Source organism: Bradyrhizobium sp. 139 (genome assembly GCF_023074175.1).
In the GTDB taxonomy this organism is placed as follows: domain Bacteria; phylum Pseudomonadota; class Alphaproteobacteria; order Rhizobiales; family Xanthobacteraceae; genus Bradyrhizobium.
Window position 1 is genome coordinate 60,548 of the sequence record NZ_JADPKS010000051.1, and the last position, 21,965, is coordinate 82,512.

Below are 21,965 nucleotides of genomic sequence, written 5' to 3' on the forward strand. Positions count from 1 at the left end.
CAGGAAGCCGCCCTTCGGTAATCCGTGCAAACGCTGAAAGCGCTTGGTGCGGGCGGAGGGACTCGAACCCCCACAACTTTCGTCACTGGAACCTAAATCCAGCGCGTCTACCAGTTCCGCCACGCCCGCGTAAGTTTGCATCCAGACCGGCCGCGATGCCGCGGGCGGCCGGGCTTATAGCATGTGCCTGACTGTTCGCAGCAAAAAAATGGCCGGTTGGAGGCACACTTCAAGTAGGCACGATGGCTGGACTTATCCAGCGCGGCGTGGTCCGCATCGAGCCATGAAAACGCGGATGTTTGACCCTAGCCGACGTGAGGTTCTGGCCGGACTTGGAGCCTCGGTGGCCGGGTTGACGGCCGGTGGCGCAGCCCCGCCCGTAACCGCCCAGCTCGCCCTCCAGGCCCGCCGCGCGACCCTGGCTCTGAGGCCGACTCAGCCGGCTACACCAATCTGGGAGCTGGCGGCTGTAAGCCATATCGGGAACGTCCGTCTCAAGCGAGGCGACCGCTGCGAAGTGGTCTTTCGAAACGACCTGCCTGTCCCGCTTGCACCAGTCTGGTACGGCCTCAATGGCCCGGCCGCGGCCGCCCCGTTGCGGGGGCGGGCGCCGACTGGGCCGGACGCGACTGAAACCTCAATCGTTTCAATACCAAATGCGGGAACTCTGTCAGCCGACTTCCGTCTCTTCGAAGACGGTCTGAAGCTGCCCGCGCGCCCGCTTCCGATCATCGCCGGCGAGACAAATCGCGTCGCCGTGGATCGCGACGAGGTCATGTTGATCGAGGAATGGCGCCTGCGGCCGGATGGGACCGCGCTTCCCCCCGGCCGCGACCCGGAGGACACGACACCGCTCTTTACCCTCAACGGGCGGACCTCATTCGAACTCTCAGCCGCGGCCAATGAGCGGCTGCGGCTGCGCTTTATCAACGGCTCGCAACGCACTGTTGTGGCAATCAAATTGGAAAGCCACGAGGTCCACGTGATGGCCCTGGATGGACAGCCGGCCGAGCCGTTTCCTGCTCGCAACGGCGCTCTGGTCCTGGCCCCCGGCGCGCGGGCCGACGCATTTGTGGACGCGGCCACATCGGCCCCATTCCTGCTCCATGACGGCAAGGAGGCCCGCCAGGTCGGGAGCCTCACCGTCACTGGCAAGCTGGAGCGGCGCGCGCCGCTGCTGCCGCCACAGCCGCTTCCTTCGAATGACCTGCCTGACCAGCTCGATCTGAGAGGCGCCCTGCGGTTCGATGTCGCGCTCGGCGCACCCGAGACCGGCTGGACGCGTCCTGCAAGTTTCTCGACCTCCTCCGCACCCGCCTTCCGCGCCAAGCCCGGCCGCACCGTCGTGCTGGCCCTCAAGAACCCAGCCCCTATCGTCACCATCTTCCACCTGCACGGCCACCCCTTCCGCCTGCTCGACAAGCTCGACGATGGCTGGAAGCCCTACTGGCTCGACACACTCGCGATCGAGCCCGGCCAGACCCAGCGCATCGCGTTCGCGGTGACCTTATCCGGACGATGGCTGATCGAATCCGTCGCGACCGACTGGGCCGCGCCGCGGCTGGTGCGGTGGTACGCGGTGGAGTGAGCCTTAATACTCCACCCCCAGCGCAGCATAAATCCGCCGGTGCACGGCCGGCAGCGTCTCAGCCAGGTCTTCCGCGATCAACCCCGGCCCCGCTTCGCTCCCCGCCTCGCCATGCATCCACACGCCGATGCTGGCGGCTTCGAAGGCCGGCACACCCTGCGCCAGAAGCCCTGCGATGATGCCGGCCAGCACGTCGCCGGCGCCGGCGGTGGCCAGCCAGGGCGGCGCGTTGGCGGCGATGGTGGCGCGGCCGTCGGGCGCGGCGATCGTGGTGTCGGGCCCCTTCAGCAGCACGACCGCGCCGGAGCGCTCGGCAGCGGCGCGCACGCGTTCCAGCTTCGAGCGTCCCGGATGTTTGTTGCTAAGGTCGGAGAACAGGCGCGGAAACTCGCCCTCGTGCGGCGTCAGCACCACTGCCTTGTCCTGCGAGGACTTGATCGATTCAAACAGACGCTCGGGGTTTGCGGCAAAACTCGTCAGCGCATCCGCATCCAGCACCAGATGCCGCTGCGCCGCCAGCGCCGTGTGAACGAGATCGCAGGTGCGATCGCCGACGCCCGCGCCGGGGCCGATCATGCAGGTGTTGTAGCGCTTGTCGGAGAGGAGCTCGCCGAGCTCGATCGCGGTGTCGACAGAATGGACCATGACCGCAGTCAGCGCGCTGGCATTGATCGCGAGCGCATCGCGCGGGGTCGCCAGCGTCACGAGGCCCGCGCCGGCGCGCAGCGCCCCGCGCGCGGCGAGCCGCGCCGCGCCGGTCGCGGCCATATCGCCCGAGACCGCCAGCACGTGGCCCCGCGCGTATTTGTGGCCATCGATCCGCGGCACCGGAAAGGCGGCACCCCAGAAATCCGGATCGTTCTCGAAGATCTGCGGCGCGATCTCGTCCAGCACCTGGGGGTCGATGCCGATGTCGGCGACGCGCACCCGGCCGCAATGCATCCGCCCCGGCAGAAGCAGATGTGCCGGCTTCCTGCGGAAGAAGGTGACGGTCTCGGTGGCGTTGACCGCCACGCCCAGCACGGCTGCGCTGGTGCCGTTGATGCCGCTCGGCAGGTCGACCGCAAGCACCAGGGCGCCGTTGGCGTTGATCGCCTCGATCATCGCACGCGCCTCGCCGTCGACCGGGCGGCTGAGGCCTGCGCCGAACAGCGCATCGATGATCAGCGCGGGCTTTCCGATCGCCTGCGGAGTGAACGGGAGCACTGGATGCTTCCAGCCGCGCGCGGCGGAAGCCGCATCGCCCTGGAGCTGGTCGCGCTCGCACATCAGGATCACCGAAACCTCGCGGCCCTGGGCGGCGAGTTCGGCGGCTGCGACAAAACCGTCACCGCCATTGTTGCCGGGACCGGCCACGATCAGGATCGGCCCCTCCTCCACCAGCGCATTGGCGGCTTCGGAGACCGCCTGGCCTGCGCTGAGCATCAGCTTGAAGCCGGGCGTGCCTGCCGTGATGCTGAGCTGGTCAGCCCGCTGCATTTCGGCGTTGGTCAGAACTTCCATGCCACTTCCCTGGTCCAAACGCCTTTTCAACAGGCACGTTCCGTGCCGACCCACCCGACGGAACAACAATCTGCACAAATATTGAACCGATTGCCTATTTCGTAGCCTGAGGTATTTTGAGCCGATGGCTCCACCTATCAGAGATGCTCGTTAAAAGGCTGATAACGCTCCAATTATCAGGGCATTTGCAACTTGGCATAGACCCTGCTTTCGAGGAAGCGCTTCGGTTCGTCGTGCTCACTGGCAATCTATCAGGGTGTGGCCGGCCGTTGTTGCCGGACTGGTCAGGGATCCCGGCATAGCGAAGACAAGATCGTGCGTTAAGAAAAGCGCATCCTGACGAAGACGTTGCTAGAAGACGTTGCTATTTGATCGAAAAGGCCGGGAGGCGCGCAGTGAAGAAGATCGAAGCCATCATCAAGCCATTCAAGCTCGACGAGGTGAAGGAAGCGCTTCAGGAAGTCGGCCTTCAAGGCATCACCGTCACCGAAGCCAAGGGCTTTGGCCGGCAGAAGGGTCACGCCGAACTCTACCGCGGGGCAGAATACATCGTCGACTTCCTGCCCAAGGTGAAGATCGAGATCGTGATCGGGGACGATCTGGTCGAACGCGCCATCGACGCGATCCGCCGCGCCGCGCAGACCGGGCGCATCGGCGACGGCAAGATTTTCGTCTCCAACATCGAAGAGGCGATCCGCATCCGAACCGGCGAATCCGGGCTGGACGCTATCTGAGCCGGGTGCTATCCCGCATTTTGCGACACTCTGACAAGAAATAGGGCTGCTTCGGCGGCCTGATTTCATTTGTGCGGTCGCGCAAAACTCGCCCCAAAGCGAGAATAATTTTGCTCACCTGGAAACCGACCCGCAGAGCCAAAAGGGGTATGCATGAAGACCGCCAAAGACGTCCTTAAATCGATCAAGGACAACGACGTCAAATACGTCGACCTGCGCTTCACCGATCCGCGCGGCAAGTGGCAGCATGTGACGTTCGACGTCAGCATGATCGACGACGACATTTTCGCCGAAGGGACGATGTTCGACGGCTCCTCGATCGCCGGCTGGAAGGCGATCAACGAGTCCGACATGTGCCTGATGCCCGATCCGGTGACCGCGACGATTGATCCGTTCTTCGCGGAGACCACCATGGTCATCACCTGCGACGTGCTCGAGCCGACCACCGGCGAGCCCTACAACCGCGACCCCCGCGGCATCGCCAAGAAGGCCGAAGCCATGGTGAAGTCGATGGGCGTGGGCGACAGCGTGTTCGTCGGCCCCGAAGCCGAGTTCTTCGTGTTCGACGACGTGCGCTTCTCCGCCAACCCCTACAACACCGGCTTCCGTCTCGACTCCTCGGAGCTGCCGACTAATTCCGACACCGAATATGAAGGCGGCAATCTCGGCCATCGTGTCCGCACCAAGGGCGGCTACTTCCCGGTGCCGCCGCAGGACTCGGTGCAGGACATGCGCTCCGAGATGCTCGGCGCCATGGCCAAGATGGGCGTCAAGGTGGAGAAGCACCACCACGAAGTCGCCTCCGCCCAGCACGAGCTCGGCATGAAGTTCGACACGCTGACGCTGATGGCCGACCACATGCAGATCTACAAGTACTGCATCCACCAGGTCGCGCACATCTACGGCAAGACCGCTACCTTCATGCCGAAGCCGGTTTTCGGCGACAACGGCTCGGGCATGCATGTCCACCAGTCGATCTGGAAGGACGGCAAGCCGGTGTTCGCCGGCAACAAGTACGCCGACCTGTCGGAGACCTGCCTCCACTACATCGGCGGCATCATCAAGCACGCCAAGGCGATCAACGCCTTCACCAACCCGTCGACCAACTCCTACAAGCGTCTGGTCCCGGGCTATGAGGCCCCCGTGCTGCTCGCCTACTCCGCGCGCAACCGTTCGGCCTCCTGCCGCATCCCCTACACCGCTTCGCCGAAGGCCAAGCGTGTCGAGGTGCGCTTCCCCGATCCGCTCGCCAATCCCTATCTCGGCTTCGCCGCGATGCTGATGGCCGGCCTCGACGGCATCAAGAACAAGGTCGATCCGGGTCCGGCGATGGACAAGGACCTCTACGATTTGCCGAAGGAAGAGCTGAAGCAGATCCCGACCGTCTGCGGCTCGCTCCGCGAGGCGCTCGAAAACCTCGACAAGGACCGCGGCTTCCTGAAGAACGGCGGCGTGTTCGATGACGACTTCATCGACGCCTATATCGAGCTGAAGATGACCGAAGTCGCCCGCTTCGAGATGACCCCGCATCCGGTCGAGTTCGAGATGTACTATTCGGGCTGATCAGGCTCGAACAGGACACGACAAGCAAAAGGCGCTCCGCGAGGGGCGCCTTTTCGTTTGAGGAGTCGTAGGATGGGTAGAGCCCTTGCGAAACCCATCATCTCGCCCCTTGCTAAGACGATGGGTTTCGCTTCGCTCCACCCATCCTACCGCTCTACGTCTTCGACGTCGCGATCCGCACCCCATCCGTCCCGATCGCGCCAAACAACCTTTGGTCCGAGAGACATCACGTCGTCTCGCGCCGCGGCATCAAATGATCGAGCAGGCCGATTGGCAGCGGAAACACGACGGTCGACGACCGCTCGCCCGCGATGTCGTGCAGAGCCGCGAAGTAGCGCAGCTGCATTGACTGCGGCTCCTGCGCGAGGATCCGGCCGGCCTCGACGAGCTTTTCGGCGGCCTGCTGCTCGCCCATCGCGTTGATCACCTTGGCGCGCCGCAACCGTTCCGCCTCCGCCTGCTTGGCGATCGCGCGCACCATGGTTTCGTTGAGATCGACGTCCTTGATCTCTATACCGGTCACCTTGATGCCCCAGATGTCGGTCTGCTTGTCGAGGATCTCCTGGATGTCGGCGTTCAACCGGTCGCGTTCGGCGAGCATCTCGTCGAGTTCGTGCTTGCCGAGCACGGAGCGCAGCGTGGTCTGGGCCAGCTGACTGGTCGCGGCCATGAAATCGCCGACCTTGATGATGGCGCGCTCGGGATCGACGATGCGGAAGTAGAGAACGGCATTGACCTTGACCGGGACGTTGTCGCGCGAAATCACATCCTGAGGCGGCACGACCTGCACCATCACCCTGAGATCGACCTTGACGAGCTGCTGCACGATCGGAATGAGGATGATGAGGCCCGGCCCCTTCACCCCGGTGAAGCGGCCGAGCGTGAAGATAACGCCGCGCTCGTATTCCCTGAGGATGCGAATGGCCTGGCTGAGAAACATGACGACGATCAGAGCAAGCACTGCATAAATCGAATATTCAATCATCAGAGTTGACCTCCCTCGCCGCTCACAGCGGTCGGACGCCGAACCACCAGCGTCAAGTCGACGATATTGGCGACCTCGACCCTCTCGCCGGGCTTGAAGCTGTCGGCGCCGCGCGCTTGCCAGCGTTCGCCATGCGTAAAGACGTGCCCCTCGTTCTCGTTCCAGTCGAGGACCTCGGCGGCCAGGCCGAGCATGGCTTGCGCGCCGGCCCGTAGCGGGCCGCGGCGGGCGCGCCGGAGCGCGCCGAGCACGACCAGAACGAAACCCGTGAACATCGCCGCGACGACCGCGATGACCGACCACGACAGCCGGTAGCCCGGCGCTTCGACCCTGATCAGCATGACGGCGCCCAGCACAAAGGCGACGACACCTCCAAGGCCGATCACGACGGTCGGATTGAACGCCTCGATGGCGAGGAGCGCGATCCCGACCAGCATCAAGCCGAGGCCGGCATAATTGATCGGCAGCAGGTTGAGGGCGTAGAGGCCGAGCAGCAGGCAGATCGAGCCGACGACTCCCGGAGCGACTGCGCCGGGAGACATGAATTCGAAGATCAGGCCGTAGATGCCGACCATCAGGAGGATGAACGCCACGTTCGGATCGGTGATGACAGCCAGGAAGCGGGAGATCCATCCGGGGTCGATGCTTTCGATGACGGCGTCCTGCGTTGCAAGGCGCGGCGTCTTGCCGCCGGCAAGTTCAACCACGCGACCATCGATTTGCTTGAGCAGGTCGGCCGGATCGCGTGCGACGAGATCGATGGCGTGCGCCTGCAACGCGCCGTTGGCGGACAGCGTGGCGGCTTCACGGACCGCCTTCTCGGCCCAGTCGGCATTGCGGCCGCGCAGTTCGGCGAGGCTGCGGATAAAGGCGACGGCATCGTTCGTCACCTTCGCCGTCATCGCGTCCTTGGGCTCATCCTTCTTGTCTTTGCCGTCCTTGTCGGGTGTGCCGCTCGGCAGGCCCGGAAGCGGTCCGCCGATCTGCACTGGCGTCGCGGCACCGATATTCGTGCCTGGCGCCATCGCCGCGATATGGCTCGCAAAGAGGATGTACGTGCCGGCGCTCGCCGCATGGGCGCCAGCCGGCGCGACGTAGCCGACGACGGGAACGGACGAGCCGAGCACGTCCGCGACGATCTCGCGCATGCTCGAATTCAGGCCGCCGGGCGTATTCATTTGAAGAATCACGATCTCGGCGCGTCGTTCACCGGCCTTGACCAAGGCCTCCTTCACGTAGCTCGCCGATGCCGGGCCAATGGCTCCCTCGATCGTGACGGTGAGCGCAACACGGCGCTTCTCCTCCGCCGAGCCCGGAAGGAGACAAGAAAGAAAAGCGACGATGCCGATCGCCGCAACGAGCGCCGCCTTTGTGATCTGCACGGCAAGGGCTCCCTTGCCGAAGATATGGTGTTCCGTTCCGGAACCTCAATGCCCGGATAAGGCATAAAGGAAATCATGGAGCGCCGTGGTGCGATGCGATGGATTTGGATAACCGAAGGGCTTTGGTGCGAGCGCGTTGCAAACAGCGTTCACGACATCTGCTCAAGATCCGACTTGAGTGCGACCATGAAGCGGGCAGCTTCACCGCCCGTCACGACGCGATGATCAAAGGTGAGTGACAGCGGCAGCGTGCGCCTCACAGCAGGCTGCCCGCGATGCGGGACGACGCCCGGCGAAATCCGTCCGGCACCAATGATGGCCGTCTGAGGTGGCACGACGATCAGATTTGCAAACCGGCCGCCGATCATCCCGAAGTTCGACAGGGTAATCGTCGCGCCACGCAGCTCTTCAGGCGGTATCGAGCGCGCGATCGCATCGGCCCGCAGCCGGTCAAGTCCCATCCGCAAGTCCGATACGCTGCGCTCCGCGACATTGCGCAACACAGGAACAATCAGGCCGCCCTCGGTATCCACGGCAATGCCGAGATCGACACGCGCCATGAGGTGTCGTTCTCCTGCGCTGTGATTGTACCAGGCATTGAGCGCGGGCTCCGCCGTGCAGGCCGCAGCAATGGCCCGCACCAGACGGATCGTCACGTCCTCGCCCGTCGGCCAATCGTCGATGTCGGCCTCATCCGTCACCGTAGCGGGAACAACTTGCGCATGCGCTGTTGTCATGCGCTGGGCCATGGCACGCCGCGTGCCTCGGAGGGGCTCGGCGCTGCCGGCTTGGAACACGATCTTCGCGGCCCGCTCGACATCGGCCCGTGTGACGGTGCCGCCAGGTCCCGTGTGCTGAACGCTTTCAAGATCGACGTCGAGCTTGCGCGCAAGTGCCCGCACAGCCGGAAACACTTGGGGTCGGGTCAGGGGCTCGGAAGGCATTCCTGGAGCGGGCAGATGTTCGCCGCCGCCGAGCTCGCCAACGATGGTGCCGGTGTCCTGTTCGGCGCCCTCCGCAAATTCGACGAGCGGCGCGCCGACCCTGACGATATCACCCTTGCCGCCAAACACGCGTGCGATGCGCCCGCTCGACGGGGATGGTATCTCAACCACCGCCTTGTCGGTCTCGACGGAAACGAGCGGCTGATCGGTGACGACGTGATCGCCCTCGCCGACATACCAGCTCACGATCTCCGCCTCCTCGAGGCCTTCTCCAAGATCCGGCAATGTGAACTGGCGCATGGACCCAAGTCCGTTAAATCAAATCCTTCAAAATCCAGTCCGTTGACAGCTAGCTGAACTGGCAGACCGTGCGGGCGGCAGTCTTGATGCGTTCGACCGAAGGCATGTAGTATTGCTCCAGGCGCGCCATCGGAACGACGGTGTCGTAGCCGGTGACGCGGGTCACGGGCGCAAGCAGTGAGGACAGGCGGCGCTCGGCAATTGTAGCGGCGATCTCGGCGCCAAATCCGCCGGTCCGTGCGGCCTCATGCACGATCACGCAACGGCCGGTCTTGGCGACCGAACCGAGCACGGTATCTTCGTCGTAGGGCTTGAGCGTGGCGAGATCGATGACCTCCGCCGCGATGCCTTCGGCGGAGAGTGCCTCCGTCGCAGCCATGGTTTCCTTCAGCATGGCTCCCCAGCTGATCAGCGTGAGATCGCGACCTTCCTTCAATACAAAAGCGGTGTCCAACGGCAAGGCTTCGCCATTGTCCTCCACCTCGCCTTTGGCAGCGCGGTACAGGCGCGTCGGCTCGAGAAACACGACGGGATCGGGATCGCGGATAGCGGCGAGCAACAATCCATAGGCACGTTCGGGCGAGGAAGGCATGACAACGCGCAAGCCGGGAATATGGGCGAGCATTGCCTCGGTGCTTTCGGAATGATGCTCGGGCGCGCGGATGCCGGCACCGTGCGGCGTGCGCAGAACCATGGGACAGGTAAGCCGGCCCTGGGTCCGGTTGCGCAATCGGGACGCATGGTTCACGAGCTGATCCAGGCAGGGATAGATGAACCCCATGAACTGGATCTCGCCGACCGGTTTCAGTCCCTGCGCGGCCATGCCGACGCAGAGCCCGGAGATCAGGAGCTCGGCAAGCGGCGTATCGAGGACTCGCTCCGCCCCAAACCGCTTCTGCAAGCCTGCGGTCGCGCGGAAGACGCCCCCGTTGACGCCAACATCCTCGCCAAGCACGACCACGTCAGGATCATCCTCCATCGCGCGCGCGAGCGCCAGGTTGATGGCTTCGACCAACGTTGCCTCAGGCATCGGGCTCTCCCGCAAGTTCGCGGCGTTGCGCGGCATAGGCCTCAGGCAGATCGGCATAGAGGTGATCGAACATGGTTTCGGGACGGCGCGGCACTGTCGCCAGATAGCGTTCGGCCGCCACCTCGACGCGGGCATGGCACTCGGCGGCGAGCTGCTCCTCATCCGCTTTGCTCCACATTTTCTGCGCCACCAGATAGGCCCTCAGCCGCGCGATCGGCTCTTCCTTCCAATGCGCCTGAACCTCCTCTGCCGAACGGTAGCGTGCGGCGTCGTCCGAGGTGGTATGGTCGCCGAGCCGGTACGTGACCGCCTCGATGAACCGGGGTCCATGACCGTCGCGGGCGGCGGCAATGGCCTCCTCACTCGCGGCCCGCATCGCCACCACGTCGCTCCCGTCGACCTGCTCGCCGATAAAGCCTGCGGCGATCGCCTTCTGTGCCAGCGTTTCGCATGCGGTCTGCTGCCGCAACGGTACCGATATGGCCCATTGATTGTTGGCGACGACAAAGACGAGTGGCAATTTGTGCACGCCGGCAAAATTCATTGCTTCATAGACGTCGCCTTTCGAGGTGGCACCGTCGCCGAACAAGCACACCGCGACACGCGGTTGCTTGCGCAGCTTGAGGGCATAGGCGATACCGGCGGCATGCGGCGCCTGGGATCCGACCGGAACACAGAATGGGAAATCGTGAACCGGTCCTGAAAACCGGTTGCCGCGTTCGTCGCCGCCCCAGAACAGGAGGATCTCCTCCAGCTTGACGCCGCGCCACAGCAGAGCCCCATTGTCGCGATACGACGGCAACAGCACATCCTCCATCCGCATCGCACTGGCGATCCCGACCGACACGGCCTCCTGGCCGAGCGACACGGCGTAAGTCCCAAGCCGGCCAGTGCGCTGCAACGCAACAGCCTTCCGATCAAACAGGCGCAGCAGCACCATTGACCGGTAAAGCTCAGTCAGAAGCTTGGAATCGGAGGCGAAAGAAGGAAGCGGTCGCTGAATCGAACCATCTGGCGCGAGGTAGTTGCGGTGACGCACCTCGAAGCGCGCGATGACGGGAAGATCCTGGTTTACCCTTCGGCTGGCCACGCTCTCACTCCCGGAGCGACTGTGCCCTTTACAACGAATTCAGGTGGTGTTTGTGCCAGACAATGCAATACCGGCGAAGGACTACTCCAGGGCAATCCTTGCTGCACCGCCGCTTGCGCGGCTTGTCCGCCGAGGCTCGGAGAGCGAAGGCGGAAGCGCAGGCCCGGAATTCATCGGGCCGCATGCTCCGCGGTGACATGGATTCCGGGCTCGCGCTTACGCGCGCCGCGGAATGACGAGTGGAGGTCGAGGCGCCCCTCGCACCCCGTCGGGCAAAACACCTCGTCAAGTCCTCGCCTCAAAAATATTTTACTTTTCCGAATTTCGGATTTATGGCATACACGCTTCACCTCGGCCCTGCCAAAGGGGCGTTCGCGACCGTCACGACATGCGGGCCGGGTGGCGGTGGACGCGGCAGCGTCGGCGCGATCAGCGTGAGGACAGGGCGGGCAACCGTGAGTCCCCACGCGACGCGGTACGACACGGCGCTGTAACAACGGTCTTGTTGATGTCAGGGGCGAGCACACGCAAAGCCTCTCGGCAGTCAGGCGGGACCGTCCGCGGACGGAGAAGTCGTGTGGTCCTGACGCCCGGGGTCTGTGCGTCAAGTCCCAGCGGTGATGTGAGTTGCCCGACCGGGCGCGCGCATCAGCGATCCGCGAGGGCGACGGGGGCAATAGTGCATCGCTCCCCGAGGAGAGCACGAAGGACACCGTTAAAACCATCCGCGCAGGGAAGGCCGGGCGTTCGGCCAACCCGTGGTCCACCCAGGCAACACTCGGGCAAAACCTGCCGCGGGAACGTGCAGCCATGCGCCCTTCCCGGCAGCGAAAAAACCTGATTTCGCGGTGGAACGAACGCCGGGCAGGCCCGATTCAAGCCACATCCTCTCCGGATTTGCGGCTCATTACCACCCAAGTCTTTGATGACAAAGGGAAGGTAACGAGTTGCGTCAGGCGTAAACGGGAGACCAGGATGGGCAACCGCACCGCAAAGTTCATATCCGCGCTAGTCGGCAGCATCATTGCCGGCGCGCCACTGGCCGCCGTGTCGCAGAACGCGCCGACGGCAACGAGCACGGCAAATGCCGCCAGCGACTGCCTTGCCGCGCCGAAGGGCACCGCGCCGCAGGGGCAGCATTGGTACTATCGCATCGAGCGCGCGACCAAGCGGCAATGCTGGTATATGCGCGCCGAAGGCGGCAAGGACAGCGCAAACGCCGTGCAGACTGCGCAAGCTTCACCCGACGCATCGGCAGCGGATTCCGCAGCGCCGCAGCAGCGCCCCGTGCAGGACGCACGCGCCGAATATCTGACGCCGCAGAGCAATGCCGTGCCGACCACGCCGAACGCGCCAGAGAAACCGGTGCCGATGCAACAGGCTGCGAGCCCCTCCGCCGAAAGCGCGCAGCTGCCTGCCGTCGCCACGCGCTGGCCCGATGCCTCCATCGCGGCCACGGCACCCGCACCGCAGCCGGCGCCCGCTCCTGTCGCGGCGCCCGCGCCGCCGAGCACGAAGCCGTCAAAATCCCCTGCCCCGGTCACGCTTGCCGCAGCAGATGCCACCATCGATAAACCGACCGGCTCGCTTCAGATGCTGCTGCTCGTGATCGGCGGCGCGCTCGCGCTCGCCGGCGTCCTCGCCAGCATCATCTATCGCTTCGCGGGCGGACGCGGACGCGTCCAGACCGCCGACCATCGCCGCGTCAACTGGGACAGTCGGGAGCCGCACGATCACGATGGCAGTGCGCCCTGGCTTCACGCGACGCCGGCTGCCGCGCCGCGCGCGCAGCAGCCGCGCCCGGTGGATTTCCCGGTGGATTTCGATGCCGCGCGTCCCCAGGCCACGAGTCCTCAAGCCCCGCAGCTCGCCGCATTCACCAGCGAGATCGGCAGGATCGCAGCGCAATCCCGTTCGACTCGCAAAGAAGTCGCAGAAGAGCTCGCCGAGGCCGACATGTTCGACCGAGAGTTCGAGATCGAGGCGTCAGCTCCCCAGCTCGCGGCGAACGACATCAATGACGAAGAATCGGCCGATCGCGATGACAGTGTGCAGATCGAAGACGCCGTCGATGTCGACGTGATCACGGCGATGCTGGAGCGGCTGGCGAAGGAAGGGCCGCGCCTAGCGCAGTCAGCTATTTCTCAAGCTGATGACGCAGACCGCGCACAAAGCCTTCAAGGCCAACCTGGCGCTCGCGCTTAAGCTGCTCGGCGCGAAGGATCGAACGCACGGCTTCGAAAGCGATACCAATATTATCGTTGACGACGATGTAGTCGTAAGCGTCGAAGTGACTCATTTCGTCGCCTGCTTTTTTCATGCGGCCGCGTATGACCTCATCCGAATCCTGCGCGCGTGTATGCAGCCGCTGTTCGAGTGCAGCAACCGATGGAGGAAGGATAAAAACGCTAACGACGTCCTTTCCCGAACGATCGCGGAGTTGCTGGGTTCCTTGCCAATCGATGTCAAACAAGACATCGGTTCCTGACGCCAGCGCAGCGTCAACCGGATCACGCGGCGTGCCATAACGATTACCGAAGACGTGAGCCCATTCGAGCAGCTCACCATTCTGCACCATCGTTTCAAAACGCTTCTGATCGACAAAGAAATAGTCCTTCCCGTCGACCTCGCCCGGTCGCATCGGCCGCGTTGTCGCGGAAACCGACATCTGGAGACCCGGGGTTTCTGCAATCAGCATTCGCGACAGTGTCGTCTTGCCCGCGCCCGACGGCGAGGACAGCACGAACATCAATCCGCGCCGCTCGACACCGTCAGTTCCGTGACCGCCCGTCGTCATCGATCACTCCAGATTCTGGACCTGTTCGCGGAACTGCTCGACCACGTTCTTCATGGCGAGCCCGGTATTGGTCAGCTCGATGTCGTTCGACTTCGAGCAGCAGGTGTTGACCTCGCGGTGAAACTCCTGCGCGAGGAAGTCGAGCTTGCGGCCGATCGGGCCGCCCTTGCCGATCAGCTCGCGCGCCTGCGCGATGTGGGAGGCGATGCGGTCGAGTTCCTCGCGGATGTCGGCCCTGGTCGCGATCAGGATCGCTTCCTGCATCAGGCGGTCGGAATCGAAACGGTCGGAGGTGTCGAGCAGTGTTGCGATCTGCTCGGCGAGCCGGGCCTTGATCGCCTCCGGCTTGCGGCCCGGCGCGGCCTCTGCCTTCCTCGCCAGCGCCTCGACCTCGTCAACCCGCTGGGTCAGGATCTGCCCGAGCGACGTCCCCTCGCGCTTGCGCATCTCGACCAGATCGGCGAGCGCCTTGTCGAAGGCCTCTGCGGCCGCAGCGCGCGCGGCCTTGTCCTCCTCCTCGTCGCCCTCGGGTTCGGCAACCTCGACGACGCCCTTGATGGCGAGCAGGCCGTCGACGCTCGGCGCGACCGCGTCGACCTTGCCGGCGATCACGGCGGCGGCCTTCAGGACGGCGTTGAGCACGTCGTCATTGATGCGGACGGAGGCCGCGGCATTGGCGCGCTTCACGGTGAGATTGGCGTAGACGGTGCCGCGCGACAAAAGCTCGCCGGCGCGTTTCTTGGCATGGGCCTCGAGTTCGTCGAACCCCTGCGGCAGCCGCACCCTGAGGTCAAAGCCCTTGGCGTTGACCGACTTCAATTCCCATTCGAACGTATACGGCCCGCTAGCGCCGTGGCTTCGGGCAAAGCCGGTCATGGACGACAGCGCCATCAGGTCAGATTCTCCAGAAAGATAAGATTCGCAAGGCCATCAAGGCACGCGAATCTTAAGACTATTTTGCCGGAAGTGGAATCCGCAAAGTCCCGTAGGCATCTCTGCGGCCGGCCTAGCGCTGGACCACCGGCGGCGATGGCTGCACCGCGCCCTGCCGGGCCGGCGCGGGACCCGCGGGGCGAGCCGGCGGCTTCTTCTGCTGGCTCGGCCGTGCCGGCGTGGTCGCGGTCGGCGTATCGGCAGCGCCGGGCGCGGCGGCGGCCGGCGGCTGCGCATCCTCGGCCGGCTCGACCGTGTCGTTCTGAATCTGCTTTTCCATCGCGCGGAGCTTGGCGACGTTCTTCTGGTGCGCGTCGTAGGTCTCGGTGAAAGCGTGCCCGCCGCTGCCATCGGCGACGAAATAGAGGTCGCGGGTGCGGGCCGGATTGGCGGTGGCTTCGAGCGAGGCGCGGCCGGGGTTGGAGATCGGGCCCGGCGGCAGTCCCTCGATCACATAGGTGTTGTAGGGCGAGGGCTGCGTGATCTCGCTGCGCTTGATCGGACGGCCGAGCGTACCCTTGCCGCCGACAAGGCCGTAGATGATGGTCGGATCGGACTGCAGCTTGATCCTCTGCTTCAGCCGGTTGGCGAATACGGCAGCGACACGGCTGCGCTCGTCGGGCTTGCCGGTCTCCTTCTCGACGATGGAGGCCAGCGTCACCAGTTGCTCCGGAGATTTCACCGGAATGTCCTGGCTGCGGCGCTCCCAGATCTCGGCGAGCACGCGCTTGTGCGCCTGCTGCATGCGCTGGATCACCTGATCACGCGGGGTCCCGCGCGGGAACTTATAGGTCTCGGGCAGCAGCGTGCCTTCGCGCGGCAATTCGCGAACGCTGCCGGTGAAGATGTCGTTGTCGGACAGCCGCGCCACGATCTGCTCGGAGGTCAGGCCTTCCGGTATAGTCACGGCGTGCTGCACCACCTTGCCCTCGACGATGGTCGCGATGACATCGCGCAAGGAGGCGTTCTTCTGGAACGAATACTCACCCGGCTTCAGGTCCGAGCTCGCCTTCAGCGCAGCGACGCTTGCGATGAACACCCACGGATTGACGTCGGTCACGCCTTCCCGGTTCAGCGTCTCGGCGATGTCGCGTTTGCCGGCGCGCTGGGGAATGTTGACGATCTTGTCTTCCTTCAGCGGACCCGCTGCCTCGAGCACCTGCCGTCCGTAATAATAGACGCCGCCTGCGCCGATCATGGCGATCAGCAGGAGGGTGATGATGGCGTTGCCGACGATCACGAACGGATTGCGCGCCCGGTCCGATCGCTTCGGCGGCGGCGGGACCTGCTCGGGCTCGAGCGCTGCCCGCGGACTTCGGGGCGAAATGGGCGGCCTTTCACTCATCGAAACAACCTGAATCCTGCCGGTTCAATCGCGGCCCAACAAATCGTGTGTCCGGCCACATGCACGCGCCCACTTGTATGACTATCGCCGAATACGGCAAATCGGTGGATTCGGTCAAACGCAAGCTAACTGGCCAAGCGGCGGAAGATCACCGACGCGTTGGTACCGCCAAAACCAAAAGAATTCGACAATGCGACGTTCACCTCACGCTTGCTCGCCATGTGTGGCACGAGATCGATCGCAGTCTCGACCGACGGATTGTCGAGGTTGATGGTTGGCGGAACGACATTATCGCGAATTGCGAGAATAGCGAAGATCGCCTCGATCGCGCCGGCGGCACCAAGGAGATGGCCGGTCGACGATTTGGTCGAGGACATCGCGACCTTGGAAGCGGCGTTGCCGAGCAGGCGTTCGACCGCACCGAGCTCGATCTCGTCACCGAGTGGTGTCGAAGTGCCATGCGCGTTGATGTAGTCGATATCCGATGCCGTAAGGCCGGCGCGCTTGAGCGCCGCTGACATGCTGCGGAAGCCGCCATTGCCGTCGGGCGACGGCGAGGTGATGTGATAGGCATCACCCGAAAGACCGTAGCCGACCACCTCGGCATAGATCTTCGCGCCGCGTCGCTTGGCGTGATCGAGCTCTTCCAGGATCAGGACGCCGGCGCCCTCGCCCATCACGAAGCCGTCGCGGTCCTTGTCGTAAGGGCGCGAGGCCTTCTCGGGCGTCTCGTTGAAGCCGGTGGAGAGCGCGCGCGCGGCGTTGAACCCCGCAATGCCGATGCGGCCGATCGGCGACTCCGCGCCGCCAGCGACCATGACGTCGGCATCGCCGAGCGCGATCAGACGGGCGGCATCGCCAACCGCATGCGCACCGGTCGAACAGGCCGTGACCACGGAATGGTTCGGCCCCTTCAAGCCGTGCGCGATCGAGACGTAACCGGAAGCGAGATTGATCAGGCGGCCTGGAATGAAGAACGGCGACACCCGGCGCGGTCCGCGCTCCTTCAGGAGGATCGCGGTGTCGGCAATGCCATTGAGGCCGCCGATGCCGGAACCGATCATGGTGCCGGTGGCGCACTTGTCCTCCTCGGTCTCGGGATGCCAGTTGGCATCATCGAGCGCCTGGCCGGCTGCGGCCATGCCGAAGATGATGAAGTCGTCGACCTTGCGCTGGTCCTTCGGCTCCATCCACTTGTCGGGATTGAAGGTGTCATTCGTGCCGTCGCCGCGCACGACGGTGCAGGCGATCTTGGTCTGAAGATCGGAGACGTCGAAGCTCTCGATCCTGCGCGCACCGCTTTCGCCGTTGAGGATGCGTTTCCAGGTCGGCTCGACGCCACAGCTGAGCGGCGACACCATGCCGAGACCCGTGACGACAACCCGCCTCATATCCGAAAACTCCGCATCGAAAGAATCACGGCCAATAACAAGAAACCGGCTGACCGCTGGTCAGCGGCCCGTCCGGTTTCAATGTTGTCCCCGCGAAAATGAAGAGCCTTAGCTCTTCGCGTTCTTCTCGAGAAACTTCGTGGCATCGCCGACGGTGAGAATCGTTTCCGCGGCGTCGTCCGGAATCTCGCAACCGAATTCTTCCTCGAACGCCATCACCAGTTCGACGGTGTCCAGACTGTCGGCGCCGAGGTCGTCGATGAAGCTCGCAGCGTCGACAACCTTCTCGGGTTCAACACCAAGGTGTTCGACCACGATCTTCTTAACCCGCTCGCCAATGTCACTCATTGCATAAACCTCGTGTTGTTCCCTGTAGACCCGACCCCCCGGGACGATACGAGCCGTCGTGGTCGTTGACTGCCTTGCTTACGAACTTGATTTGGCCCCATCTTAACCGATGTGGACCCCGGCGAACGACGGCCAAGGCTCCGCATCGCCAATATACAGGGTTTCAAAAACCTGCAATGGCGTTCTTTGCCCATCCGTTGATGGTCCGGTTATCATACTTCAACTGCCTTGACTACAAGCCTCATTTCGCTCCGGAAACGGCCGTTTGCCGCATCTGGGACCGCCCCAGTGGGCAGTACGGAACGACGTCAGATCATGGCCATGCCGCCGTTGACGTGGATGGTTTGCCCTGTGACATAGGCGGCTTCGTTCGAACTCAGGTAAACCGCGGCCGCCGCGATGTCCTCGGGCGTCCCCAGGCGAGCGGCCGGAACCTTGGTCAAAATCGTCTCGCGCTGCTTGTCGTTGAGCGCATCCGTCATCGGCGTCTTGATGAAGCCCGGCGCGATGCAGTTCGCGGTGACGCCGCGCTTGGCGTATTCGGCACCTACCGTCTTGATCATGCCGATCAAGCCCGCCTTCGACGCAGTGTAGTTGCCCTGCCCCGGATTGCCGGTAACGCCGACCACCGAGGTGATGGCGATGATGCGACCGAAGCGCTTGCGCATCATCAATTTGGTGGCGGCACGCGCCAGGCGGAAGGTCGCGGTCAGATTGACGTTGATGACCTCCTCCCAGTCCTCGTCCCGGAGCTGCACGAAGAGATTGTCGCGGGTAATGCCGGCATTGGCGATGAGGATGTCAACCTGTCCCATCGCAGCTTCCGCGGCGGGCACCAGCGCCTCGACCTCGTCGGCCTTGGAGAGATTGCAGGGCAGCACATGAGCACGATCGACGAACTTGCCGGCAAGCTCGTCCAGCACTTCCTTCCGCGTTCCCGAAATCGCAACGGTGGCGCCCTGCGCGTGCAGCGCCTGCGCGATCGCGCCGCCGATGCCGCCGGTCGCGCCGGTGACGAGCGCCTTTTTGCCAGTCAGATCGAACATCGATAACTCCTCCAAAGCGCGATCCGGAAAAGTGCGCAGCGGTTTTCCGGTAGGATCGCGCGTAAACTAAAGAACTCAAGCGCGATGGCGAATCATCGCGCCTTAGGCCTGCTTCGCAGCGGCCAATGCATCCTTGGCAGCGGCAATGTCGTTGGGACCACCGACCGCAATTCCGACGGCGCCGTCCGCGATGCGCTTGACGAGGCCGGTCAGCACCTTGCCGGCGCCGATCTCGAAGAAGCAGGTGACGCCCTGCCCTGCCATATAGGCGACTGACTCGCGCCAGCGCACCGTCCCGGTGACCTGTTCGACCAGACGGCGGCGGATCTCGTCGGGATCAGTGATCGCGCTCGCCAGCACGTTTGACACCAGCGGCGCGGCCGGCACCTTGATCGTGACCTTGCCCAACGCTTCCGCCATGGCGTCCGCAGCCGGCTGCATCAGCTTGCAGTGGAACGGCGCAGACACCGGCAGCAGCATCGCTCGCTTGGCGCCCTTGATCTTGGCGATCTCGACGGCGCGATCGACCGCCTCCTTGTCGCCGGAGACAACCACTTGCCCGCCGCCATTGTCGTTGGCGGCCTGGCAGACCTGCCCCTGCGCCGCCTCGCCCGCGACCGCCATGGCGGCCTCGTAATCGAGGCCGAGCAGCGCGGCCATCGCGCCGGCGCCGACCGGAACGGCTTTTTGCATTGCGAGACCGCGGGTGCGAAGCAGCCGCGCAGTGTCGGAAACGGTCAGGCTGCCGGCCGCAGCCAGCGCCGAATATTCACCGAGCGAGTGGCCGGCGACGAAGGCCGCGTCCCGCCCGACGGAAAAACCAGCTTCGGCCTCCAGCACGCGCAGGGTGGCGACAGACACCGCCATCAACGCCGGCTGGGCGTTTTCGGTGAGCTGGAGGGTTTCTGCCGGACCATCCCAGATGATCGCTGTCAGCTTCTCCCCAAGCGCGGCATCGATCTCGTCGAACACGGCGCGCGCCGCCGGGAAAGCCTCCGCCAGGGCTTTTCCCATGCCGACGGCCTGGGACCCCTGCCCCGGAAATGTGAATGCTGCCGTCATCGGCGCTCCCTGCTTGTCGGGCGTGATCCCTGCGAGAACCGGCAGCCGATTACGCACAGCCTTAGGCCATGGTTCCGGATCATGCTCCAAAGGGGGCCGTAGACACTGTCCGGGGCCGGAATGTCAAGCCAAGATAGGAACTTCGACCAGCATTCAACTGGGATGCCCCTAGAATCCACCATTGGTCTGGTTGGCGTCGATCGCCGCCCCTGCCTGTGCGCGGCGCGCGCTGTTCACCAGCTGGCCCGGACGGTCATCCCGGTCGGGCTTCGCGGCCGCGAGCCTCAGTACGGCCGCGTAGCCCGGCTGCACTTCCATGCGACCGGCGTAGCGGCTCTGGCTCAGCAGGCGATGGACCTTCGGCAAATTGTAGCACGGCACGTAAAACAGCAGATGATGATCGAGGTGATAGTTCACGTAGTACGGCGCGATGAACAGCCGCTCGAGAAAGTTCGCATGCGTGGTGCGGGTGTTGCGCAAAGGATCACTGCTGTCGGACACGACGGCGTGCTCGGCGATGTTGCGGATGCGGGTGATGACCATCATCCAGGTCAGGAGCGGCACCAGCCATAGCAACGGATAGGCCCACCACACGCCGGCCGCCGCCAGCGCTGCGAACATCGCGGCATTGGCGAGGCATTGCGGACCGAGCTTGTCCCAGAAATGCGTGGCGCGCTGGCGCCACGGCCAGTCCTTCGGCCCAAGCGCGTTAAGCAGCTGCGCCTTGCGCTGCTGGTAGCCCGTCTGTCCCGTGACGTCGCGGATGAACTTGCGGCGGTAGCTCAGCTTCGTGATCGGAAACGGCGCCGACAGCACGAGATCGGGGTCGTCCTCCTGCTGGGTGCGCGCATGATGCTGAAGATGGTAGCGCCGATAGCTGCGCGTCTCCGCGAAGAGAGGATAGGCGCAGAACCATTGGCTCAGGGCCAGATTGGTCTTCTCGTCAGCGGACAGGCAGCCATGCGCGCCGTCATGCATGAGGATCGCGAGCCCGAGCTGGCGCGAACCGATGATGGCAACGGCGAGAATATAGGTGACCGGATTGGGCCACCACGCGACCAAAGCAATCGCGGCGACAATGAGTGCCCAGGCGTGGACGATCAGCGCGACGCCTTTCCAGGTCACGCGCTGTCGCACGTCGGCGAGTTGATCGTCGGTCAGGAAATCGCGGGCACGCATGCGAAGTGCGGTGATGGCCTAACCCTCCTCATCCGAATTGCTTGATGCGTCGCGCTCGTCGACCAGACGCAGCCGTGCTGTGTCGCTCACGGATTTCGCCTGCTCGCCGAGCACGCGGAGCATTTCGGCGCATAACTCATTCGGCGACCGACCCATGGCGCAACCCTCGATAATGACGCCGATAGCGACGGCCCAAAACCGCCGCGAACTTTCGTCGGGCGCGCGCAGGGAGCGCCAGCCGTGCCGCGCGACCTGGCTCGCATAGGCGCGGGCACCTTCACTGTGCAGGCGCTCGATGGTGCGCTCGACCAGCGGAGCAAGATCCTGGCGCCGCCGCGTCAGCGTCAGCGCCTCGGCAAAGAAGGCGACCAAATCGCTCGCCGTCACGGTCTCGGCGAGCGCGAGGGTGTACTCTCGCGGCGTGCGGGCCTTCAGCGCGGCCTGCTCGGTTGCGCGCGCCAGATACAGGAGATCGCGACAGGCGCATTCAACGAACAGCGCCTCCTTGGTGCGGAAGTAATAGGTGATCTGGCTCGGGAATGCGTCTGCGGCGGCCGCGATGTCGGCGATCGCCGCGCCCGACAGCCCTCGTTCCCGAAACAGCGGGCTCGCCGCATCCAGCAGCAGTGACCGCATCTTGCGGCCGGCCGAGCGCGTGGCGCGCGCTGCATGCCTGGGGTCGCCAGCCGCCTCAAGCTGCTCCTGAACCGACTTTTCCGCCATTGGGACCATTTCTGTTGATTTT

The 21,965-nt window shown here is 64.2% G+C and carries 19 protein-coding genes and 1 tRNA gene; 4 read left to right on the forward strand and 16 right to left on the reverse strand.

Going from position 1 to position 21,965, the window contains the following annotated elements; all coding sequences use genetic code 11:
* Positions 1–44: 44 nt before the first annotated feature.
* Positions 45–129: transfer RNA gene (locus IVA80_RS13485), tRNA-Leu, on the reverse strand.
* 154 nt (positions 130–283) lie between these two features.
* Here IVA80_RS13485 and IVA80_RS13490 point away from each other — a divergent pair.
* Positions 284–1,588: a multicopper oxidase domain-containing protein gene (locus IVA80_RS13490; protein ID WP_247430298.1), complete on the forward strand. Its 1,305-nt coding sequence runs from the start codon at positions 284–286 to the stop codon at positions 1,586–1,588.
* 3 nt (positions 1,589–1,591) lie between these two features.
* Here IVA80_RS13490 and IVA80_RS13495 read toward each other — a convergent pair whose 3' ends face one another.
* Positions 1,592–3,091, reverse strand: a complete 1,500-nt coding sequence (locus tag IVA80_RS13495) for an NAD(P)H-hydrate dehydratase (RefSeq protein WP_247430301.1) — start codon at positions 3,089–3,091, stop codon at positions 1,592–1,594.
* 395 nt (positions 3,092–3,486) lie between these two features.
* Here IVA80_RS13495 and IVA80_RS13500 point away from each other — a divergent pair, with 395 nt between their 5' ends.
* Positions 3,487–3,825: a P-II family nitrogen regulator gene (locus tag IVA80_RS13500; RefSeq protein WP_007603495.1), complete on the forward strand. Its 339-nt coding sequence runs from the start codon at positions 3,487–3,489 to the stop codon at positions 3,823–3,825.
* Positions 3,826–3,978: 153 nt separating this feature from the next.
* Positions 3,979–5,388 carry a type I glutamate--ammonia ligase gene (gene glnA / locus IVA80_RS13505; RefSeq protein WP_247430305.1) on the forward strand — a complete coding sequence of 470 codons (1,410 nt, stop codon included), beginning with the start codon at positions 3,979–3,981 and terminating at the stop codon, positions 5,386–5,388.
* Between the two features lie 226 nt (positions 5,389–5,614).
* Here the strand turns inward: glnA and IVA80_RS13510 are convergent, their stop codons facing one another.
* The 5 genes from IVA80_RS13510 to pdhA form a co-directional block, all read right to left on the reverse strand.
* Complete coding sequence (locus IVA80_RS13510) at positions 5,615–6,376, reverse strand: slipin family protein (RefSeq protein WP_247430643.1); 762 nt, start codon at positions 6,374–6,376, stop codon at positions 5,615–5,617.
* Complete coding sequence (locus IVA80_RS13515; protein WP_247430308.1) at positions 6,373–7,755, reverse strand: nodulation protein NfeD; 1,383 nt, start codon at positions 7,753–7,755, stop codon at positions 6,373–6,375. The genes IVA80_RS13510 and IVA80_RS13515 overlap by 4 nt, the downstream gene beginning before the upstream one ends.
* Before the next feature lie 149 nt (positions 7,756–7,904).
* Entirely contained in the window at positions 7,905–8,999 is a 1,095-nt protein-coding gene (locus IVA80_RS13520; protein WP_247430311.1) for a dihydrolipoamide acetyltransferase family protein, read from the reverse strand.
* Positions 9,000–9,048: 49 nt separating this feature from the next.
* Positions 9,049–10,029 carry an alpha-ketoacid dehydrogenase subunit beta gene (locus IVA80_RS13525; protein ID WP_247430315.1) on the reverse strand — a complete coding sequence of 327 codons (981 nt, stop codon included), beginning with the start codon at positions 10,027–10,029 and terminating at the stop codon, positions 9,049–9,051.
* Positions 10,022–11,119, reverse strand: a complete 1,098-nt coding sequence (gene pdhA / locus IVA80_RS13530; RefSeq protein ID WP_247430320.1) for a pyruvate dehydrogenase (acetyl-transferring) E1 component subunit alpha — start codon at positions 11,117–11,119, stop codon at positions 10,022–10,024. Before pdhA ends, IVA80_RS13525 begins: the two co-directional genes overlap by 8 nt.
* A gap of 627 nt (positions 11,120–11,746) precedes the next feature.
* On the opposite strand from pdhA, the gene IVA80_RS13535 reads away from it, so the two are divergent.
* A complete protein-coding gene (locus IVA80_RS13535) occupies positions 11,747–13,324 on the forward strand; it encodes a hypothetical protein (protein ID WP_346347996.1) in 1,578 nt (525 codons plus the stop codon).
* On the opposite strand, the gene gmk is transcribed toward IVA80_RS13535, so the two are convergent.
* From gmk to IVA80_RS13580, 9 genes are all read right to left on the reverse strand, one after another.
* Positions 13,257–13,916, reverse strand: a complete 660-nt coding sequence (gene gmk / locus IVA80_RS13540) for a guanylate kinase (RefSeq protein ID WP_247430323.1) — start codon at positions 13,914–13,916, stop codon at positions 13,257–13,259. The two genes, IVA80_RS13535 and gmk, sit on opposite strands and share 68 nt — an antisense overlap.
* A 3-nt stretch (positions 13,917–13,919) precedes the next feature.
* Entirely contained in the window at positions 13,920–14,807 is an 888-nt protein-coding gene (locus IVA80_RS13545) for a YicC/YloC family endoribonuclease (protein ID WP_247430326.1), read from the reverse strand.
* Positions 14,808–14,922: 115 nt separating this feature from the next.
* Complete coding sequence (gene mltG / locus IVA80_RS13550; protein WP_247430329.1) at positions 14,923–16,194, reverse strand: endolytic transglycosylase MltG; 1,272 nt, start codon at positions 16,192–16,194, stop codon at positions 14,923–14,925.
* Between the two features lie 125 nt (positions 16,195–16,319).
* Complete coding sequence (gene fabF / locus IVA80_RS13555; protein ID WP_247430332.1) at positions 16,320–17,585, reverse strand: beta-ketoacyl-ACP synthase II; 1,266 nt, start codon at positions 17,583–17,585, stop codon at positions 16,320–16,322.
* A gap of 108 nt (positions 17,586–17,693) precedes the next feature.
* A complete protein-coding gene (locus IVA80_RS13560; protein WP_008130699.1) occupies positions 17,694–17,933 on the reverse strand; it encodes an acyl carrier protein in 240 nt (79 codons plus the stop codon).
* Positions 17,934–18,241: 308 nt separating this feature from the next.
* Complete coding sequence (fabG, locus tag IVA80_RS13565) at positions 18,242–18,979, reverse strand: 3-oxoacyl-[acyl-carrier-protein] reductase (protein ID WP_247430335.1); 738 nt, start codon at positions 18,977–18,979, stop codon at positions 18,242–18,244.
* A gap of 102 nt (positions 18,980–19,081) precedes the next feature.
* Positions 19,082–20,041 carry an ACP S-malonyltransferase gene (gene fabD, locus IVA80_RS13570; protein WP_247430338.1) on the reverse strand — a complete coding sequence of 320 codons (960 nt, stop codon included), beginning with the start codon at positions 20,039–20,041 and terminating at the stop codon, positions 19,082–19,084.
* Positions 20,042–20,209: 168 nt separating this feature from the next.
* Entirely contained in the window at positions 20,210–21,235 is a 1,026-nt protein-coding gene (locus tag IVA80_RS13575; RefSeq protein ID WP_247430649.1) for a fatty acid desaturase family protein, read from the reverse strand.
* 3 nt (positions 21,236–21,238) lie between these two features.
* Positions 21,239–21,943, reverse strand: a complete 705-nt coding sequence (locus tag IVA80_RS13580; RefSeq protein WP_247430342.1) for a TetR/AcrR family transcriptional regulator C-terminal domain-containing protein — start codon at positions 21,941–21,943, stop codon at positions 21,239–21,241.
* Between the last annotated feature and the right edge of the window lie 22 nt (positions 21,944–21,965).

Coding starts and splice junctions, on each gene's coding strand:
- IVA80_RS13490 (WP_247430298.1), top strand. CDS start 284: ATGAAAACGCGGATGTTTGACCCTAGCCGACGTGAGGTTCTGGCCGGA.
- IVA80_RS13495 (WP_247430301.1), bottom strand. CDS start 3,091: ATGGAAGTTCTGACCAACGCCGAAATGCAGCGGGCTGACCAGCTCAGC.
- glnA (WP_247430305.1), top strand. CDS start 3,979: ATGAAGACCGCCAAAGACGTCCTTAAATCGATCAAGGACAACGACGTC.
- IVA80_RS13520 (WP_247430311.1), bottom strand. CDS start 8,999: ATGCGCCAGTTCACATTGCCGGATCTTGGAGAAGGCCTCGAGGAGGCG.
- IVA80_RS13525 (WP_247430315.1), bottom strand. CDS start 10,029: ATGCCTGAGGCAACGTTGGTCGAAGCCATCAACCTGGCGCTCGCGCGC.
- gmk (WP_247430323.1), bottom strand. CDS start 13,916: ATGACGACGGGCGGTCACGGAACTGACGGTGTCGAGCGGCGCGGATTG.
- IVA80_RS13545 (WP_247430326.1), bottom strand. CDS start 14,807: ATGGCGCTGTCGTCCATGACCGGCTTTGCCCGAAGCCACGGCGCTAGC.
- mltG (WP_247430329.1), bottom strand. CDS start 16,194: ATGAGTGAAAGGCCGCCCATTTCGCCCCGAAGTCCGCGGGCAGCGCTC.
- fabF (WP_247430332.1), bottom strand. CDS start 17,585: ATGAGGCGGGTTGTCGTCACGGGTCTCGGCATGGTGTCGCCGCTCAGC.
- IVA80_RS13560 (WP_008130699.1), bottom strand. CDS start 17,933: ATGAGTGACATTGGCGAGCGGGTTAAGAAGATCGTGGTCGAACACCTT.
- fabG (WP_247430335.1), bottom strand. CDS start 18,979: ATGTTCGATCTGACTGGCAAAAAGGCGCTCGTCACCGGCGCGACCGGC.
- fabD (WP_247430338.1), bottom strand. CDS start 20,041: ATGACGGCAGCATTCACATTTCCGGGGCAGGGGTCCCAGGCCGTCGGC.
- IVA80_RS13580 (WP_247430342.1), bottom strand. CDS start 21,943: ATGGCGGAAAAGTCGGTTCAGGAGCAGCTTGAGGCGGCTGGCGACCCC.